This window comes from Flagellimonas flava, assembly GCF_900129665.1.
In the GTDB taxonomy this organism is placed as follows: domain Bacteria; phylum Bacteroidota; class Bacteroidia; order Flavobacteriales; family Flavobacteriaceae; genus Flagellimonas; species Flagellimonas flava.
Genome location: NZ_FQWL01000001.1, coordinates 174,740 through 194,346, shown reverse-complemented (window position 1 = coordinate 194,346; position 19,607 = coordinate 174,740). Strand labels below are relative to the sequence as shown.

General features: G+C 42.2%; 16 protein-coding genes and 1 other RNA gene. 10 read left to right on the top strand and 7 right to left on the bottom strand.

The window, feature by feature from the left end:
* Positions 1–3 precede the first annotated feature (3 nt).
* Positions 4–354 carry a nuclear transport factor 2 family protein gene (locus BUC10_RS00975; RefSeq protein WP_073176051.1) on the top strand — a complete coding sequence of 117 codons (351 nt, stop codon included), beginning with the start codon at positions 4–6 and terminating at the stop codon, positions 352–354.
* Between the two features lie 108 nt (positions 355–462).
* On the opposite strand, the gene BUC10_RS00970 is transcribed toward BUC10_RS00975, so the two are convergent.
* Together BUC10_RS00970 and BUC10_RS00965 are read right to left on the bottom strand one after the other, a co-directional pair.
* Entirely contained in the window at positions 463–663 is a 201-nt protein-coding gene (locus BUC10_RS00970; protein WP_073176050.1) for a hypothetical protein, read from the bottom strand.
* A gap of 176 nt (positions 664–839) precedes the next feature.
* Positions 840–2,852: a hypothetical protein gene (locus BUC10_RS00965; RefSeq protein WP_073176049.1), complete on the bottom strand. Its 2,013-nt coding sequence runs from the start codon at positions 2,850–2,852 to the stop codon at positions 840–842.
* Positions 2,853–3,034: 182 nt separating this feature from the next.
* Here BUC10_RS00965 and BUC10_RS00960 point away from each other — a divergent pair, with 182 nt between their 5' ends.
* The 7 genes from BUC10_RS00960 (at position 3,035) to BUC10_RS00930 (ending at position 12,346) form a co-directional block, all read left to right on the top strand.
* Positions 3,035–4,741, top strand: a complete 1,707-nt coding sequence (locus tag BUC10_RS00960) for an OstA-like protein (protein ID WP_073176048.1) — start codon at positions 3,035–3,037, stop codon at positions 4,739–4,741.
* Positions 4,742–4,771: 30 nt separating this feature from the next.
* A complete protein-coding gene (locus tag BUC10_RS00955; RefSeq protein ID WP_073176047.1) occupies positions 4,772–5,965 on the top strand; it encodes an aspartate aminotransferase family protein in 1,194 nt (397 codons plus the stop codon).
* Positions 5,966–6,051: 86 nt separating this feature from the next.
* Entirely contained in the window at positions 6,052–7,440 is a 1,389-nt protein-coding gene (locus BUC10_RS00950; RefSeq protein WP_073176046.1) for a tetratricopeptide repeat protein, read from the top strand.
* A gap of 23 nt (positions 7,441–7,463) precedes the next feature.
* The gene (locus BUC10_RS00945; protein ID WP_073176045.1) at positions 7,464–8,381 is read left to right on the top strand and encodes a polyprenyl-phosphate transporter; all 918 of its coding nucleotides are present in this window, start codon (positions 7,464–7,466) and stop codon (positions 8,379–8,381) included.
* An 18-nt stretch (positions 8,382–8,399) separates the two neighbouring features.
* A complete protein-coding gene (locus tag BUC10_RS00940) occupies positions 8,400–9,437 on the top strand; it encodes a DUF368 domain-containing protein (RefSeq protein ID WP_073176044.1) in 1,038 nt (345 codons plus the stop codon).
* Complete coding sequence (locus tag BUC10_RS00935) at positions 9,391–10,143, top strand: shikimate dehydrogenase family protein (protein ID WP_073176043.1); 753 nt, start codon at positions 9,391–9,393, stop codon at positions 10,141–10,143. The genes BUC10_RS00940 and BUC10_RS00935 overlap by 47 nt, the downstream gene beginning before the upstream one ends.
* Before the next feature lie 139 nt (positions 10,144–10,282).
* Positions 10,283–12,346 carry a DUF349 domain-containing protein gene (locus BUC10_RS00930; RefSeq protein ID WP_073177033.1) on the top strand — a complete coding sequence of 688 codons (2,064 nt, stop codon included), beginning with the start codon at positions 10,283–10,285 and terminating at the stop codon, positions 12,344–12,346.
* A gap of 49 nt (positions 12,347–12,395) precedes the next feature.
* Here BUC10_RS00930 and BUC10_RS00925 read toward each other — a convergent pair whose 3' ends face one another.
* The 5 genes from BUC10_RS00925 to BUC10_RS00905 form a co-directional block, all read right to left on the bottom strand.
* Positions 12,396–12,815, bottom strand: a complete 420-nt coding sequence (locus BUC10_RS00925; RefSeq protein ID WP_073176042.1) for a CBS domain-containing protein — start codon at positions 12,813–12,815, stop codon at positions 12,396–12,398.
* A gap of 69 nt (positions 12,816–12,884) precedes the next feature.
* The gene (gene rny, locus BUC10_RS00920) at positions 12,885–14,456 is read right to left on the bottom strand and encodes a ribonuclease Y (protein ID WP_073177031.1); all 1,572 of its coding nucleotides are present in this window, start codon (positions 14,454–14,456) and stop codon (positions 12,885–12,887) included.
* Between the two features lie 52 nt (positions 14,457–14,508).
* Positions 14,509–14,618, bottom strand: a non-coding RNA gene (ssrS, locus tag BUC10_RS00915) — 6S RNA.
* Between the two features lie 55 nt (positions 14,619–14,673).
* Positions 14,674–14,967, bottom strand: a complete 294-nt coding sequence (locus BUC10_RS00910; RefSeq protein ID WP_073176041.1) for a cell division protein ZapA — start codon at positions 14,965–14,967, stop codon at positions 14,674–14,676.
* A gap of 14 nt (positions 14,968–14,981) precedes the next feature.
* Positions 14,982–15,272, bottom strand: a complete 291-nt coding sequence (locus BUC10_RS00905; protein WP_073176040.1) for a hypothetical protein — start codon at positions 15,270–15,272, stop codon at positions 14,982–14,984.
* Positions 15,273–15,438: 166 nt separating this feature from the next.
* Here BUC10_RS00905 and BUC10_RS00900 point away from each other — a divergent pair, with 166 nt between their 5' ends.
* Both BUC10_RS00900 and BUC10_RS00895 read left to right on the top strand, forming a co-directional pair.
* Entirely contained in the window at positions 15,439–17,130 is a 1,692-nt protein-coding gene (locus tag BUC10_RS00900; protein ID WP_073176039.1) for a M23 family metallopeptidase, read from the top strand.
* A gap of 2 nt (positions 17,131–17,132) precedes the next feature.
* The gene (locus tag BUC10_RS00895; protein ID WP_073177030.1) at positions 17,133–19,601 is read left to right on the top strand and encodes a TonB-dependent receptor; all 2,469 of its coding nucleotides are present in this window, start codon (positions 17,133–17,135) and stop codon (positions 19,599–19,601) included.
* Positions 19,602–19,607: the final 6 nt, after the last annotated feature.

Below are 19,607 nucleotides of genomic sequence, written 5' to 3'. Positions count from 1 at the left end.
TCAATGACATTAAGTCCCTTTAAAGAACTAGCTGTCCGCTACCTCCAAAAATATGCAGAGAAAGATTTAGGGGCCATCAAGGGCATGTTTGCGGATGACATCGTCCTCCGTGATTGGAAAATTAGGGTCGAGGGTAAGAATATTGCCCTAAAAGAAACCCAAAAGAACTTTGATGCGGCCGATTCCTTGGTCATAGAAATACTTTCCACTTATGAAGATGAGAATACGGTAGCTGCCGAGCTGAAAATCATCGTGAATGAGTCCGAGGAACTATATGTAGTGGACGTAATTACATTTAACAACTCAGGAAAAATAGCTTCCATTAGGGCCTATCTTGGCAGAGGTGATAACTAGGGTGCTAACAAGGTCTGCTTTTCTCCTACTGTTCACACCAAATTCTAAAACACAAAAAACCTGACGATTCCGGAGGAACAGCCAGGTCTTAAATCGTATTATCAAGCTTTATACGAACTTAAAAATCAGTAGAAGTAGCCCAGTCATAACAGGTAGTGCCAAAAGCAGTCCCACAAAAAACAAGGTTGCTTCCCATCCGACTTTTTTATTGGCGTCCATATTACTCAAAAAGGACATTTTGTTTCCATTCCTGTTCTGTGTTGCTCCAAGTTCAAAAAACAAGGAGTTCTTCTCAATTGCTTTTCTCATAGTTTGCAGTTTTTATTACGATACAAACATAGCTTGGGGCTATTGCCCATTAAACCACAAAATTTGCAGAAAACTGTGCTCATTTACCCCAAAAGAATACCTCTTGGCCACCTGAATTAAAGGTCTTTTGCCTCCATTTTCTTTATACCTAACACTAGAAATAGGAAAGTGTTATTCTACGGATAGCGCTCCAGAAAACGACCAAACCGGCCAGGGGTAAGAACTTCCCAAATAGAGGCTACGGTCCATCCTACCGACATGTGCGCATTGAGATAGCCTTTACCATTTGCTCCATAATCCCAGACGGTATGTTGAATAATTTCCGGCATATAGCCTACCTTACCAACACCCACCATATGTCCTTCATAGGGCAACATTTGGTCCTTTATCGATGAGGTAATCACCTTGGCCATCTCCGAAAATCGTGGTTCATCTGTTTCACGGGCCAACCATTCCAACACATGCGGAAAATCAAATGCCCAAACATCGATATGGTTATTTTCGGTGGATACATTCCCCCAACCCCTGGTCTTGAGGTTGGTTCTGCCCAACAAACTTTCTTTTGGAAAGGGGACATCCCATAGATAATACCAACTCAATCCAAAGTAAGCCGCTTCCTTGGCTAGGGATACATACTTTTGCCTGGATGCGTCATCAGCGGCCAAGGCCAAATGGTAAAAGGATACCGCAGCTATGGCCGCGGCTTCTTTATCTTCACAATTGGCATCCAAGGTAGAGGAAAAATAATCCGATTGTTCAATAATGTTCTTTTCCGCATAACTTCCTGCCATCACCGCGGCTTTCATAAATTCCGGTTCGTTAAAATACCTGGCCGCCATCACCATCGGGGTGATGATACTCTGAGTGCTGCCCGTTGAATTGTCCAAAACCTTAAAATTCGCATCAAATTTCCTTGGAAATCCACCCGTTTTGTCCTGAAGTTCCACTAGGCGGTGCATCAAAGTTTTTATTTGTTGCTCCAACGTAGCCCGTTGAATACCTTGCCGCTTGTCAAAATCCAAAAGGAAAAGAAGGTTCTTAAGGCCTTCGCTTTGTTTTCTTAAGGTATATACATCTTCCGCATTGGTCCCATATACCAACTCCCTAATCAATCCAGTGTAGGTAAACCCATTGGCATAGTAAGAGTCCAACACTTTTCTGGCCAAAGCTATATGTTCCGAATTGTTTTGTTGCACCCCATATTCCAATAAATTGTAGGCATTAGCGAAAGTCTTACCACAAAAGCCAACGGAGAGCACCCCGGTGTTTTCGCAGGTTTTGGTATCGAACCAAAGTCCGGCGAACCCTTTTAAATCTTTTGTTTCGGCATAACTCTCATAAAAGTAATTGCTAAGGACTTCCTTGATTTGGATATCAGTTTTAGTGTTTTCGACCTGACTCGGCTTATAATGATCATAAGTGGTTTCCCAGGTGTTTTTGACCATATCCGAAAAGCGCTCAGCCTTTCCAAAACTTACCGTCCAACTTACTTTGAGTTTTTCTCCTTTCTTCAATGGATAAAATGCCATCCATTTGGGATTCAATTTTAATTTGGACTGATACGAACTAGGACTTTCCAGAAACGGAAAATTACCCCTCAAAAGTGTTTGCTGGTTACTTCCTTTGCCAATCCCAAGGCTGCCTATATCCGTAAGCAATTTGATATTTCCTTGCATGGATTCAGGTTTTTCATCCCGTAAGAGGGAATCCCTACGTTCCAGTTTTACCCATTGGCCATTGTTAGGGTTATACCCAACCGCCAAAGGTGCGCTAAGTCGGTCTTCCCGAAATGACCAGAAATCTGCGGTTTTAAAGGATGGAGCCTTCTCTGGCGACCTTAGATTCCTCTTGTACCAAAATCCCGGCAACAAAAATTCGGCCTCCTCAAAAGTTGTTGAAGCGAGGGTCCAATCCTTTTGCAGGCTTATATCCATATCCGCCTTAGCATGAATCGTATAAGTATAGGTCAAAGAATGCTCTGATTCTGCATCAACCTGCTTTTCTAGTTGGAGAGTGCCCCCATCTGACCCACCCTCTTTATAGACGATCAAGGTTTCACCCTTTTCATTTAGAGCGGATATTTCAAGTGGCTGTTCCAAAATATGTTGTGGCAGTTCAGCCTCGGGACCTTTACAAGCCTGTCCGAAAAGTATAGCAAGCCATAGAGCAGGGTGAGAAATAATTCGCATACCATCCAAGAATTTACAACCACAAGAAATCAAAACTATTTGAAACTGACAGCTAAAAATCGACGGAGGAAAGCTCCCAATGGACAAACGAAATCCCACCTTGCCATAAAATAATGCCAAAGCTTTCTAAATCTTAATTCCCACTTTTGCCAAAAAGCCTACTTTTGGACAAAATTTGAACATTGCGAAAGATTGTTTTTTTCTTTTTGAGCCTGTTTTCATTTTTATCCTTCGCCCAAGAAGATGAGGGTAAGTCCACTGGAAGGCAGATCAACATTGTTTACGGAGCAAACTTCACCAAGGACGAAGCCCAATTTCCAGGAGCGTCAATTTTTAGCAAGGATGATGAACGCCAAGTGCAGTTTGAACACCAGGGTGCCGACCTATGGTGCGATATCGCCATTTTTTATGCGCAAGAAAACCGACTAAAGGCCATTGGAAACATCCGAATGCAACAAGGGGATTCCATTGAAATGAACAGTGGAAAAATGGATTATGATGGGAATACCAGACTGGCCAAGGCCTGGGAGAAGGTGGATTTGACCGATGGAAAAATGACCTTGACCACGGATACCCTTTATTTTGATAGGGAAAACCAACTTTCGTACTATAGGTCTGGGGGCAAAGTTGTTGATTCAGCAAATGTACTTACCAGTATCATTGGGAACTACTTCATGGAACTTAAGAAGGTGCAATTTCGAAAAAATGTACATATAGACAACCCAGAATATATCATAGATTCCGAGCAACTGGACTACTATCGCCAGTCTAAAAACGCCTATATGTATGGGCCTTCCACCATCACCGGCGAGGAATATAAGATTTATTGTGAGCGTGGGTTTTACGACACTACAATTGAACAGGGTTACGGGGTAAAAAACACCCGAATAGACTACAATAACCGAATTATTGAAGGTGATAGTGTTTATTTCGACAAGACCTCGTCTTTTGCCTCTGCCACAAACAACATCACAGTTACCGACACGATCAATCAAGGGGTGGTAAGGGCACATTATGCGGAAGTTTTCAAGGAAAAAGATTCCCTGTTCGCCACAAAGCGGGCAGTGGCCATCAATGTGGTACAGAACGATTCATTGTATATTCATGGGGACACCCTAATGGTAACCGGTAAACCCGAATCCAGGATTATCCGGGCATTCCGAAACGCTAAATTCTTTAAGACCGATCTTGCAGGGAAATGTGATTCCATTCATTCCGAAGAAAAAACAGGCATAACCCAGTTGATCACCGACCCCATTATGTGGAATTTGGACAACCAAATCACAGGGGATAGTATTCATCTTATCTCCGATTTGGAAACGGACCAGTTGGACTCGCTAAAGGTATTGGACAACGCCTTCATTATTTCCTTGGATACGATAAGTAAAACCGGATACAATCAGGCTAAAGGGAAAGATCTCTTTGGAAAATTCATAGAAAATGAGCTCAAAATCATTGATTTGGTCAAAAACACCGAGGTCATCTATTATATGTACAACGATGATCAGGAGCTCATCGGAATTGACAAGACCATATGCAGTAAGATCAGACTGATCATGGCCAACAGCGATATTGAAGACATTACATTCTTTGTAAATCCAGACGGAGATATATTTCCAGATAAGGACCTGCCCAAGGAAAGTAGAAAACTAAAAGGGTTCATTTGGCGTGGGGAAGAGCGCCTGCGTACCAAAGATGACATTTTTGATTTCGACGACAACAATATCACTTTGATTCAAATCCGTGGTATAGATAATCCTGTGGACATTGATACCGAAGAACGGGAACGTAGCGGTAATCTCCCTGCAGAAGAATCCCAATCACCAAATACCAAAGCGGTAAATCCCAAAAAAGTAAAGGTTGAAAAGACCGTAGATTCGTCGCAATAAGAATCGTTAATTTCCCGTTCCAACTTTCGGATGCAAGAGGACTTTCTAAAATATCAGGCGCAAACCACACCGCACCCGTTGGGCCTTCAGGTTTCAAGGGCCGAAGGTAGTTTCATTTATGACGAAACCGGAAACGCCCATCTCGATTTTGTAGCGGGGGTATCCGCCTGTAGCCTTGGGCACTGTCATCCTCGCGTGGTTGAAGCTGTAAAACAGCAAGCCGAACAATACATGCACGTTATGGTATATGGCGAGTACGTGCAACAACCGGCGGTAGCATACACCAAACTGCTGGCTTCCTTGCTTCCAGCGGGATTGGAGACTACCTATTTGGTAAATTCAGGAACAGAAGCCATGGAAGGAGCACTAAAATTGGCCAGACGCTACACAGGGAGGTCGCAGCTTATAGCTGCCCACAAGGCATACCACGGGAATACCATGGGCAGTCTAAGTCTTATGGGGTTTGAGGAACGAAAAAGCGCGTTTCGCCCGCTGGTTCCTGACGTTTCGTTCATTCGGTTCAATAACCTTTCTGATTTACAACATATTTCAGAAAAAACCGCTGCCGTGGTTTTGGAGACCATTCAAGGCGGTGCCGGTTTTATTCTACCCAAAGATGATTATCTGGCCAAAGTAAGAAAGCGCTGTGATGAAGTTGGAGCCTTGCTTATTTTGGATGAAATTCAACCAGGTTTTGGACGCACAGGAAAACTCTTCGCCTTTGAACATTTTAACTGCGTGCCAGATATTTTGGTCATAGGTAAGGGTATGGCATCTGGGCTTCCAGTTGGAGCTTTTGTTGCTTCGAAAAAAATGATGGATTGTCTACAAAACAGTCCTAAATTAGGTCATATCACCACTTTTGGCGGAAATCCTGTTATTGCCGCTGCCAGCTTGGCAACTTTGAAGGAAGTTACTGAAAATCAACTCATTGAACATACACTCCGAAAAGAAAAATACTTCCGTACCCGTTTGGTACATCCTTTGATTAAAGAAATAAGGGGTAAAGGTTTAATGTTGGCCCTATTGTTTGAAAACAAAAAAATTGCTGATTATTTGGTCCTGGAAGCAGCTAAAAACAGATTGGTTCTTTTTTGGTTGCTTTTTGAACCTAAAGCGGTGAGGATATCACCTCCGTTGACAATTTCAATGCAAGAAATAACGCAAGGATGCGACCAAATCATTAGCATTTTAGACCGATATAATGCTGTTGCTGTTAACTAATTTGTTGATAACATACCCCATAAACGGACTTATTGATAGCGCCAAAGGGCTAATTTTAAGTCCATAGTTAAACCAAACACGTTTCTATGGCGTTAGATTCTAACGAAAATCCGGATAAATCCATCAGCAAATTTGAGTCCATGCTCAAGACCGATGATGTGTATTTTTTTGATGCGGAGGACTTCGAAGAAATCATTCACCACTACCTTAACAACGGTAAAATATCCTTGGGAAAGAAGGCTATCCAAATTGGTTTGGAACAACACCCCAACTCCATGGAGCTAAAACTATTACGTGTTGAAGTCTTGGTTTTTGAGGATCAATACGACGTTGCCGAACGCCTATTGGATGAGATTCAGAACATAGACGCCCACAATGAGGAAATCTATATTCAGCGAGCCAATATCCAATCCAAACAGGATAATCACCAAGAAGCGGTCAACCTATTGCTCGATGCACTTCATCTTACGGAAAACAGCTTTGACATCCACTCCCTTCTCGGCATGGAATACCTCTTCATGGATGATTACGAAAAGGCAAAGCGAAGCTTTATGAAATGTGTGGAGTTTGACGATTCCGACTACTCATCACTATACAATGTGGTCTACTGCTTTGAATTTCTGGAAGATTTTGATGGGGCCATCGTATATCTCAATACCTATCTGGAACGAAATCCATATTGCGAGGTAGCATGGCATCAGCTAGGGAAAATCTACCTTAGCAAAAAGATGTTCAAAGAAGCGCTTACTTCGTTCGATTTTGCTATTATTTCGGATGATTCCTTTATTGGAGCCTACTTTGAAAAAGCCAAGGTGCTTGAAAAATTGGGCAGGTACAACGAGGCCATCGAAAATTACGAAACTACCATTTCCATAGAAGATCCAACTTCCCATGCCTACCTAAGAATTGGTAAATGCCATGAAAAATTAGGAAATAATGACTTGGCCAAGTACTACTACTATAATACCGTGCATGAAGACCCTTTGCTAGACAAAGGTTGGTTGGCCATTACCGATTTCCATTTTAAAATGGAGAACTATGAAAAGGCGTTGTACTATATCAACAAGGCCATAAATATAGATGGGGAAAACCCCATCTACTGGAAAAAATGTGCTAAAATTTATTTCGTCCTAAAAAATTATGACGAAGCCGACTTTGCATACAAACAAGCTGTAGATCTCGGAAACTATGAGTTCGACACCTGGAAAAATTGGGCTGAAGTTCTTAAAAACATTGGGGATTACGGCTCTTCCATCCAAGTACTTGTGCAAGGTTTGGAATTCTATCCAGAAAGTGCAGAATTGGTTTACAAATTAGCAGGTGTTTATCTAAAGAACGGGGAAGTTTTAAATGCCAAGGAAAAATTGGCCCAAGCCATGCAAATGGATGTGGAAAAACTTCATCAGTTTGAGGAAGAGTTCCCCGAATTGCAAAAAGTAGTCTGGATTTCCGAAATTAAGAAAACGTCAACCTAAAGCGCACTTTTCCCAACCACTTTATGAAAGAAAGAAAGTTTACGGATTACGTATGGATTACCCTTAAAGGTATGGCCATGGGAGCTGCTGATGTTGTTCCCGGGGTCTCCGGGGGCACAATAGCTTTTATCTCTGGAATCTATGAGGAACTTATCACTTCAATCAACAATATAAACCTATCTCTTTTCAAAGTGCTCAGAAAGGATGGCTTAAAGGCATTTTGGACCAAGGTGAATGGCAATTTTCTATTAGCCCTTTTCTCAGGGATTTTTATCAGTGTGCTTTCATTGGCCAAATTTTTAAGTTGGTTGTTGGAAAATGAACCTATCCTTCTCTGGTCTTTCTTTTTTGGATTGGTTTTGGCAAGCGTCTTTTTTGTGGGAAAGGAAATTAAAAAATGGTCATTGGCTGCTATTATCGTATTTATCCTGGGTGGTTTCCTCGCCTACTTCATAACTGAACTTCCACCCAATGAAAATATTGATAGCCTACCCTATCTTTTCCTATCGGGAGCGTTGGCCGTTTGCGCTATGATTCTTCCTGGGATTTCAGGAGCATTTATCCTTGTACTTCTGGGGTCCTACAAAACCATTTTGGATGCAGTCCATGAAAAGGACATCAAAATCGTTTTGACCGTTGCTTTGGGAGCTGTTTTTGGACTCCTAAGTTTTGCTCGTCTATTGAAATGGATGTTCACTCACTACAAAAACATCACTTTAGCATTACTAACCGGCTTTATCCTAGGGTCATTAAACAAAATCTGGCCATGGAAAAAAGTATTGGAAACCAAGACTTTCGGGGATAAGACTATTGTTGTGGACGATGTAAACGTTTGGCCCTCAGCATTCGAAGGTGAAAATCAGTTAATACTTGCCCTAATCCTAGCCATAATAGGTTTTTCGCTTATTTTTATCCTGGAAAGAACTGCCTCCAGAAAGTAGGGAAAAACACAATTCCGTATGCATCAGCCAAGAACCCTTCTTGACAATTTCTTTTTGGTCATAAAAGGCCTGTGCATGGGCGCTGCGAACAAAGTTCCTGGAGTATCTGGTGGCATTGTGGCCTTTGTGGGAGGCTTTTACGAAGAATTTATTTACTCGCTTCAAAAAGTCAATTCAAAAGCCTTCAAATTACTGTTTAATGGGCGTTTTAGAAGTTTCTACCAATATACAAACGGGCGTTTCCTGCTTCTTCTGATTTCCGGGATGCTCATCAGTTACTTTAGCATTTCCAGAGTTTTGGACTATTTCCTGGAGCAAAAGGAGCTCTATGTCTGGGCAGCTTTTTTTGGGATGATACTTGGTTCCATTCACTATATCGGGAAAGATTTTGACCATTGGAACCAACGCACCGTATTTTCAGGTATAATTGGACTTATCATAGGGATTTCCATTAGTTTTTTAAGTCCGGCCACTCAAAACGACAACCTGTTTTTTATTTTTTTCTGCGGCATTATCAGCGTCTCGGGAATGACTCTTCCAGGCCTTTCTGGCTCATTTATTCTCATCTTATTGGGAAATTATGTCCTATTGCTTGTGGATTCCGTGAATGCACTTTACGATACCTTCTCAGAAGTACTCTCGGGTGATTTTGGTTTTGTGGATAATCCGCAGCGTATGCGTATCCTAACCATTCTTACCGTGTTCACTTTGGGCTCGGCCACCGGATTGGTTACTTTTTCGCATCTTTTGAGTTTTGTATTGAAACGGTTTAAGGCTATCACCACAGCTGTTCTACTAGGTTTTATTACTGGCTCCCTTGGGGTGGTTTGGCCATGGAAACGGACTATGTTTAAAATGGATGCCTCGGGCAACCCTATTTTGGATTCCAACGGGGATAAAGTGGTACTCAATTATGAGCGTTACTTCCCTAATTTGGGGGATTCTGAAACCTGGTGGGCCATATTTTTTGTGATTCTTGGAATTTTGGTTTTATTGCTATTGGATTGGTATGGAAAAAACAGAAAAGAAAGAAAACAGATTCGGACTGCTAGGTAGGAACATTGGCTACTCCTTTTCCCAAGGATATTTCACACAGAAATTTCAGGATTTGGGTCTAAACGACCATAGCTATGAAAATTTTGACCTTGAGACGATAGCGCAGCTAGAATCCCTGTTGACAGAAAACACTTTAAAAGGCCTTAATGTCACTATTCCATATAAGGAGCAGGTTATTCCATTTCTCTCGGAAATCGATGGAAAAGCCGCAGTAATTGGAGCTGTCAACACCATTAAATTCACAAAAAATGGCTTAAAGGGTTTTAATACCGATGCCCATGGGTTCCAGAAGTCGCTTGAGCCCTTTTTAAGACCATACCACACCAGCGCACTTATCTTGGGAACCGGTGGAGCCTCAAAAGCAATACGATTTGTATTGGATCAGCTGGGGATTTCCAACACTTTTGTATCACGGTCTAAAAAAGAAGGGCAACTAGCCTATTCCGACCTCGACAAAAAAGCGATTGAAGACCATCTGTTGATCATCAACTGCACACCTTTGGGAACCCATCCCAATATTGGCGATAAACCGGCCTTGCCCTATCAATTTCTAGGGGACAAACATTTGCTATTTGACTTGATATACAATCCTGAAAAAACAACCTTTTTAAAGGAGGGCGAGTCACGTGGTAGCTCAATCTGCAATGGCTTGCATATGCTGGAGTTTCAAGCGGAAAAAGCTTGGGAAATATGGAATCAAACCTAAAACTCCCTGAAGCACCCTAAAATCACCCATGGCATAGCATAAAACAAGGCCAAAAGAAGAATCACTACTTTTGTTATTGGGTAATATAGTTGTTAACTTGGCTATCATTATCATCAATCCTAAGGAAAATAAACTACTAATGCAGGAAAACGAGCAAAAACTTCAGGAAACTGAAGGAGGTGGTACTGAGCAAAATCCGGAGAGCGAAAAAACAACCATTGAGGAAAGCCCCATTTCTGAACCAAACGCATCCGAAGCCCCAGTACAAAAAGACACGGAAGAGACCCAGCCCATGGAAAGTCCTGACGAGGTGACTGCCGAAAAAGCAACGGCGGACGAATCCACGGAAGAAGCTGAAAAGGTCATCGAAGAAATTGAAGAGTCAAACGCTGAAGATGCTGAAGATGTGGAGAATGAAAAGCGACATCACATCCCATTTCTGGACTATCATTCCATGTCTATGGAAAATTTGGTGGGCGAGCTCCAGCGTCTGGTCAAAAATGAGAAGGTCCAGGCCATTCACAAACATGTCAGTTCCATTAAATACGAGTTTGACCAGAAATTCCAAGAATTTTTAGAACACAAAAAAGAAGAATTTGTGGCCAATGGCGGAAATGCCATTGATTTTAGATATAACTCCGTAGCCAAAAGACAGTTCAATGAGGTCTTTGGTGAGTATCGGGAAAAAAAGGACCAGTATTACAAACAACTGGAGCAAAACCTAAAAAGCAATCTGCAGCGACGTTTAGAGATCATTGAGGAACTCAAGGGACTCATGAACGTGGAGGAGGATATCAACACCACCTATAAAAATTTTAAGGAACTTCAAGAAAACTGGCGGAACGCAGGTCCAGTTCCAAGAAACAATTATAATGATGTGTGGCGTACTTACCACCACCATATGGAAATCTTTTATGATTTTCTCCACTTAAACCGAGAGCTCAGAGATCTCGACTTTAAGCACAATCTTGAAGAAAAATTAAAACTTGTAGAGCGAGCGGAAGCCTTGGCCCAAGAGCCTGATCTCAACAAGGCATTTAGAGAGCTCCAGACCCTGCATAAAATCTGGAAAGAAGATATTGGACCGGTAGCCAAAGAACAGCGTGAGGAGGTCTGGGAACGATTTAGCAATGCCACCAAGGCTATGCACCAACGTCGCCAGGAATATTTTCAAGAGCAAGAGAAAGTCTATGAAAAAAATCTGGTAAAAAAGCAGGAGGTAATTACCGCCATAGCACAAATAGCAGACAATGTAACCAACAACCACCGTGCCCTTCAACAACAGATAAAAGAGGTGGAAGCTTTGCGCGATGCGTTCTTTAAAGCCGGAAAAGTTCCTCAAAAGGTAAACGAACAAACCTGGAGCGAGTTTAAAGAAACCGTGCGGAAATTCAATCGCAATAAGAATGCTTTCTACAAAAATCAAAAGAAGGAACAACTCGAAAATCTGGAGAAGAAAAAAGCGTTGTTGGCCTTGGCAGTCTCTTTAAAAGATAGTGAAGACCGGGAAATGGCCACACCGGAGATGAAGCGAATTCAAAGCGAGTGGAAAAAGATAGGCCACGTTCCAAGAAAGTATTCGGATAAAATCTGGAATGAATTCAAAGAGGCTTGCAACCACTATTTTAATCGCTTGCATGCCCAGAAAAGTGAGTCTCAAAAAGAGGAGTACGAGAATTTCGAAAAGAAAAACTCCTGCTTAGATCGTTTGAAAGCCTTTAATCTTACAGGAGATTCGAAGAAAGATTTGGCAACTTTAAAGGAGTTTATAGCCGAATGGAAACAATATGGGCGGGTTCCCTACAATAAAAAGCACATCAACGGGAAGTTCAATAAAATTGTAGATGCACTATTCCGGAAATTAGGCGTAAGTCGACAAGAATCTGAACTTTTGAGGTATGGTGACAAAATGCAGGAACTCGCGAAATCGGATGATGACTACGCCATCAATAGCGAACGTACCTTTATCCGCAGAAAGATTGATGAAAGCAAGTCTGAAATCCGACAGCTCGAAAACAATCTGCAGTTCTTCTCCAATGCATCCGAAGACAATCCTTTGGTAAAAGAGGTGGTCAAAAACATCAACCAGCACAAAGAGGCATTGGAAACCTGGCAGGCCAAATTGAAAAAGCTCAACATTCTAAAGAACAATCGGAACAAAGAGGCAGAGGAAAGTGCACAGTCCAGTAATGAAGAAGAATAAATAAATAAATAAATTATTCCTATTCGGTGCGTTTACCCTGGTCCGCTAACTAATACTGTTGCACCAAGTATTTGATCAAGTCGGTTGTGGTTACAATTCCCTTTAGCTTTCCATCATCCACAACAGGAACCGCATGGAACTCCTTGGTAGCCAAAAACTCGGCAACTTCCTTAATACTGGTTTGGGGGCTAACGCTCACCACATCCCTTGCCATGACCTGGGAAATCGTAAACAGGTTGTAAACCATGGTATCGACGGTTTCCTCAGTTTCGTCCACCGCATCGGCAAAGCTTATGCGCAAAAGGTCGGTATAGCTTAGCATTCCAAGAATGGTCTCTCCTGAAACCACTGGAATGTGACGGATATTGTGTTTTTTAAACAGCTCCTCTGCGGTAACTAAATCCTCACTAGTGCTAACCGTGACCAAGTTTGTGGTCATTATTTCTGAAACAGGTACTCTTTTTTTCATCACGATAAATTTAAAACTATCATGAAGTTAGCTGGAATACTTGAGCAAAAGGATGATAAATATCAGGCGCTATTTGGCGACGTTGACAGAGCGAGTTTCCCGAATCACCGTTACTTTTACTTGCCCTGGATAGGTCATATCCGTTTGGATTTTTTGTGAAATCTCAAAGGACAGCTCCGCAGCTTTGTCATCACTCACCTTCTCGCTTTCCACAATTACCCGGAGTTCCCTACCTGCTTGAATAGCGTAGGCTTTCTGAACCCCATTGAATCCAAAGGCAATGTCCTCTAAATCTTTCAATCGCTGGATATAGGAGTCCAACACTTGTCGCCGGGCTCCAGGACGTGCTCCACTTATGGCATCACAGACCTGAACAATAGGAGAAATCAGGGTGTTCATTTCAATCTCGTCATGGTGCGCCCCAATGGCATTGCACACTTCTTTTTTCTCTCCAAACTTTTGTGCCCACTGCATGCCAAGAATGGCGTGTGGTGTCTCCACCTCTACTTCGGTGTTTGGCACTTTACCAATATCGTGCAAAAGTCCTGCCCTTTTGGCAATCTTTGGGTTGAGGCCTAATTCGGCAGCCATCACCCCACAAAGTTTGGCTACTTCCCGTGAATGCTGCAATAGGTTTTGGCCATAAGACGATCTATATTTCATTCTTCCCACGGCCTTGATCAACTCGGGATGCAGTCCGTGGATTCCCAAATCGATTACCGTACGCTTTCCAATCTCCGCAATCTCCTCATTGATTTGCTTTTCGGTTTTCTTTACGATTTCCTCAATACGAGCTGGATGAATTCTACCATCTGTTACCAGGCGGTGCAATGAGAGACGGGCAACCTCTCTTCTAACCGAATCAAAGCAGGAAAGAATAATTGCCTCTGGTGTATCATCCACAATAATCTCAACACCGGTAGCAGACTCAAGTGCCCTAATGTTTCGTCCTTCTCGTCCAATAATTCTTCCCTTTACATCATCAGATTCCAGGTTGAAGACCGAAACGCAGTTTTCCACAGCTTCCTCCGTACCTATACGCTGAATGGTATTAACCACTATTTTCCTAGCCTCTTGTTGCGCAGTGAGTTTGGCTTCTTCCATACTACTTTGCAGATAGGCCATGGCATCGGTTTTTGCCGTTTCTTTCAGCGATTCCAGCAATTGACTTTTGGCATCCTCGGCGGAAAGTCCAGAAATCACCTCTAATTGTTGAACTTGACTTTTATGAAGCCTGTCAACCTCAGATTGCTTTTTGTCCAAAATCTCACTCTTATGGGAGACCTCCTTTATCCGGTTTTGTAGTTGATCGTTAAGCTTCTTGTTTTTGGAAAGCTCGTTGCTGATTTGGGATTCCTTGTCCCGAGTCCTTTTTTCAGATTCCGCTATCTTCTTATCCTTGTTGATGATGACCTTTTCATGCTCCGCCTTCAATTCCAAAAACTTTTCCTTGGCTTGGAATATCTTATCTTTCTTAATGTTCTCGCCCTCTTTTTTGGCTTCCCTTACAATGTCTGAAGCCTCCTTCTTGGCCCCGGAGATGGTCTTTGCAGCCTTTCCTTTTTCCATCATTTTGGCAATAGCAAAACCTATTACCAGTCCAACAACGCCGGCTACAACCAATATCATAGTATTATCCATGTTGATAAATGTTTGGTTATAAAAAAAGCCCACATTGGAAGAAGTTCTGTACAAACTCCAAATTACAGGTTTAGGGCTAACAAGCTGCTCAAGGATCCCTATACAGGTAGGGCCTGCTTTTACAACCTAAACTCACCCTTTTTAATTATAATAGTGTTGAGTTTGTCAAAATTTAATTACCAATGTGGGCAGTAACAAATATTTTATTTAAAAGAACTTATTCCCCTAATTTGGAATGTACCAAGTCGTCCAAGGCCTTAAGGCGCTCAAGTACCGCTTTAGTATTTTCCGAACGGTCTATTCCACTTTGCTCAATTTTGGAGGCAAACTGTAAGGCACACATGGCAAGGACGTCTTGCTTATCCCTTACGGCGTAATTCTGCTCAAATTTTTTGGCCAGGTTCTCTATGTTCTTGGCCGCCTTCCGCAATCCTTCTTCCTGTTTGGGGTCTATCGTCAACGGATATACCCTATCTGCAATGGAAAGCTTTATTTTGAGCTTCTCCTCCATAATATCGGTACCAACTAATCTGCAAGCTTGGCTATGCAAACATCAAGTTCGCGTATCAATGTATTTATCTTGAGCTTGGCTTCTGTTTTATTCGTATTACTACCCAGCATTGTGTTTGCCATTTTGAGGGAATTATACTTTTCTTCCCATTCCAAAACAGCGTTTTGTTGATTTTGATTTTCCTCTTTTGCGAGGACCAGTTCTTCTTTTAACTTGGCATTGGCCTTGTGAAGCAGCTCCATCTTATGGAGCAATTTGCTCACTTTGTTTTCCAAAGAATCTACAATCTCTACCAGTTCGCCCATATGCAAACATCAATGCGTATCACACAAAGTTAACCAACCTTAGGTAACCTCGCAATACTTTTGGTATTAATCTTTGGACACGTCCCGGGAGCCCTCTAAACCAAGGACAAAGCCTTTTACCTAACCAAAACATTGGTTACATTCGTATGTAATTATAAATTCTACTATGCGGTTACACTTTTTGGGAATCCTCCTCCTATTCTCCCCCCTACTCTCGTCACAGGAAAAATACCCCCAAGACGCCTTTCAATCCCCATTGGATATCCCTTTGGTCCTTGCTGGAACTTTTGGGGAACTTCGTTCGAACCATTTCCATTCGGGAATCGACATAAAAACACAGCGGAGGCAAGGACTTCCAGTACTGGCCATAGCGGACGGCACGGTAACAAGAATAAAGGTATCCCTTTGGGGTTATGGCAAAGCCCTTTATGTAGCGCATCCCAACGGATATACCTCGGTATATGCCCATTTGAAAAAATTTAGTCCAGAAATAGAGGAATACATTAAAAAACTGCAATACAAAAAACAGTCTTACGAGGTGGAAACCTTTCCAGACTATGGGGAGTTGAAAGTGACAAAAGGCAGCACCATAGCATATTCCGGGAACACAGGTGGATCTTCGGGACCACATCTTCACTTTGAGATTCGAAGCAGTGTCACCGAAAAACCAACGAACCCCTTGCTGTATGGTTATGAAGTCAGGGACGCTACCAATCCCACATTACTTGGACTATATGGATATCCGTTATCCGATGACGCCTTGATCAACAGAAGCGCTAAAAAAATACAACTTAACTACACCAAACAACCTGACGGTTCTTTCCTAGCGGATAAGGTAACAGCTATTGGCACTATTGGCTTTGGTTTTAATAGTTTTGACCGACAAGATATGGCCGCCAACAAAAATGGAGTCTATGCTGTGAAACAAAAAGTAAATGGTAAAGTGGTTTCAGAATACGATTTTGATACTTTCTCCTTTGGAGAGACCCGATATATTAACACGTTAATAGATTATGCCCATTTTGGCAAATACCGCCAACGCATTCAAAAATGCTTCAAAGAAAACCACAACCACCTAAGTATATATGGCACACTTCAAAACAATGGAAAGGTAACCGTTAAGGAAGGGATGTCCTATAACATTGAACTCTTAATTTCTGATATCGAACAGAACGAGGTAAAATTGGTCATTCCCGTGGAGGGGAAAAAGGAAACAGCCGCCATTTCCCGTAAAAATGAGAAAACGGACCATTTTATACTAGCCGACAAACCCAATAATTTTGACCTAGGTGCCGCCAAAGTATATTTCCCGGCCAATACATTTTACGAAGACTTTTACATTGATTTGGAAAAGGGAAAGGACACCGTTAGAATCCATAATAATGAGGTAGCGGCACATAGAAATTTCACCATCAGTTTTGATGCCACCAAATACTCCCAAGCTGATAAAAAGCAGTTGTTCATAGCCCGTTTGGATGAAAAATTAAAACCAAGGCATTCCAGAACTTTTAAAAGAGATGGTTTCTTTACAACCAGGACAAGAACCATGGGCACCTACACCTTAGCAAAAGACACCGTGCCTCCCACCATAAAACCAAGAAATTTTAAGGAAAAGCAGTGGCTTAGCAACTACAGCTATCTCAGTTTGGAGATTTCGGATGACCTCAGCGGTATAAACACGTATTCCGCGACCCTTAATGGGAAGTGGATTTTGATGGAATACGAGCCAAAAACCAAGACCATTACCTATAACTTTGATGACCGGATATTGGACCAAACCCAATGCGACCTTAAGGTCAAGGTAACCGATAATGTCGGTAATTCCAGTACTTTTGAAAGTACCTTTTTCAGAAAATAGTGTTGGCCCGTCTTAAACCCCTTTTTTTTCTTTTAGCCCTATTTTGGGCGTGTAGCCTATTTTCACAAACTGCCACCATAGCTGGAACAGTGTTGGATGGGAACAACCAACCTATTCCCAATGTAAACATTACTGCTGGAGCCCTTGGGACCACCACAGATGCCAACGGCTATTATATCCTTCAATTGATTGCTGAGACAAGTACTACGTTAACCTTCTCCCATTTAGGTCATAGAAATGTAGTGCTCGAAAACCTAATCTTAACCACCAATGAAACTTTCGAGTTCAACCCGGTCATGAAGACCGAAGTAATCCAGGTGGCCGGTGTTGAGGTTTCACCAACAGGTCAGAAAAAAGTGGAGGGCATAGTTTCAATAGCGCCCGAGGTGGTCCGCAAAATCCCGGGTGCAAATGCCGGAGTTGAAAATATTTTAAAACTTTTGCCGGGGGTATCCTTTAATAATGAACTCAGCACCCAATACAATGTACGAGGCGGTAATTTTGAAGAAAACCTCATCTATGTCAACGGCATAGAGGTATATCGTCCTTTTCTTGTGCGTTCCGCCCAACAGGAAGGTCTGTCCTTTGTAAACAGTACTATGACTTCCACTTTGGATTTTTCACCTGGGGGTTTTCAGGCCAAGTATGGCGACAAATTATCCTCGGTCCTGGATATCACCTATAAAATTCCGGTGGAATTTGGACTTCAAATCGAAGGCAGTCTTCTGGGAGCCAGTACCACCCTTGAAACCATTTCTAAGAACAAAAAATTTAGCAGCATCACAGGCCTTCGGTATCGAAATAACAGCCTTTTTGTAAACAGTCAACAAACGGAACGTAATTTCAATCCCACCTTCGTAGATGTTCAAAGTTATCTTACGTATCGATTTTCAAATCGATTCCATCTCAGTTTTCTCGGCACTTATTCCGTGAACGATTATCAAAATGAACCATTGACCCGCCAGACCAATTTTGGAACCCTGAACGACCCTAGGGCCTTGGTGGTTTTTTATGAAGGGCAGGAGAAAAATAGATATGATAGCGGACTTGCTGCTTTAAAGGCTGATTTTGTCGTTAATAACCATACCAAGTTATCCCTAACTTCTTCCTTATATCATACCCAGGAGGAGGAGTTTTCGGATGTAATTGCTTCCTATGAGTTGGGTGAGGTGGACACCAATCTTGGTAGCGAAAACCTTGGCGAGATAACCAACTCAAGAGGGGTTGGCTCCCAATTTAATCGGGCTAGAAACCAACTTGATGCCCTCATTTTCAACTTTAAACACAATGGTATACATAAAAAGGGCAACTCCACGATAGAATGGGGAGTTAAATTTACCCATGAAGATGTTAGGGACCAGTTACGTGAAGCCGAATTTATAGACTCGGCCGGTTTCTTCTTAAGACCCTTTGAACCAGCTTTTGCGAACAACCAACCTGAAGAGCCTTTTGCAGGTGACCTTGTGGCCTTTGAAAGTGCTCAAGCCACGAATTTTGTCATGACCAATAGGGTATCCGGATTTGTTCAGTACAGCAAGCAGGCAAAGATGGGCAGCCATAACATCTATTATAATCTAGGGCTAAGGGCACAGCATTGGACTTTGAGTGGCGAAGGATTCGACACTAACTCACAGACCTTGATAAGTCCAAGGGCACAGTTTTCCATTAAGCCGAATTGGCAAGAAGATGTTCTCTTCCGTTTTGCCATTGGAAGCTACCAACAACCTCCTTTTTACAGAGAATTGAGGGATATAACGGGAAACATAAATCCAGATGTTGAAGCACAAAGGTCGGTTCATTACGTGCTTGGAAGTGAATATAGCACCATACTTTGGGAGCGCCCTTTTACACTTATAGCAGAGGCCTATTACAAGGATATGACCAATATCAATCCGTATACAGTGGAAGATGTGCGGGTAAGGTACGCAGCTCAAAACAATGCCACTGCTTATGCCTATGGGTTCGATTTTAGACTTACAGGTGCATTTGTGCCCGGTGCCCAGTCCTGGGTCAGTGTCGGCTTCTTAAGAACAGAGGAAAACAGAAACGATAGAGGATATATTACCAGACCAACTGACCAGCGTTTGAAATTGGGTGTTCTTTTTCAGGATTATATTCCCAACATCCCCAATTTAAAGCTCTATCTTAATCTTGTCTACAATACAGGAGTTCCTGGAGGCTCCCCAAATGAGGCCGACCCTTACGATTTTCAGAATAGATTAAGAGATTACAGGAGGGCCGATATGGGAATTTCATATATTTTTGCCGATAGAAAAAATCAGTACCCAGAAGGACATTGGTTGCATCGGTTTAAGGAGTTCAGTGCGGGTTTTGAAATATTCAACATGTTCAATAACCTTAATTCCATTACCAACACATGGGTCAGGGATGTGGACACACGAAGTCAGTTTGCGGTGCCAAATTTCCTGACAGGTAGGGTCCTTAACCTAAAGTTTGGCGTACGGTTTTAAACTATT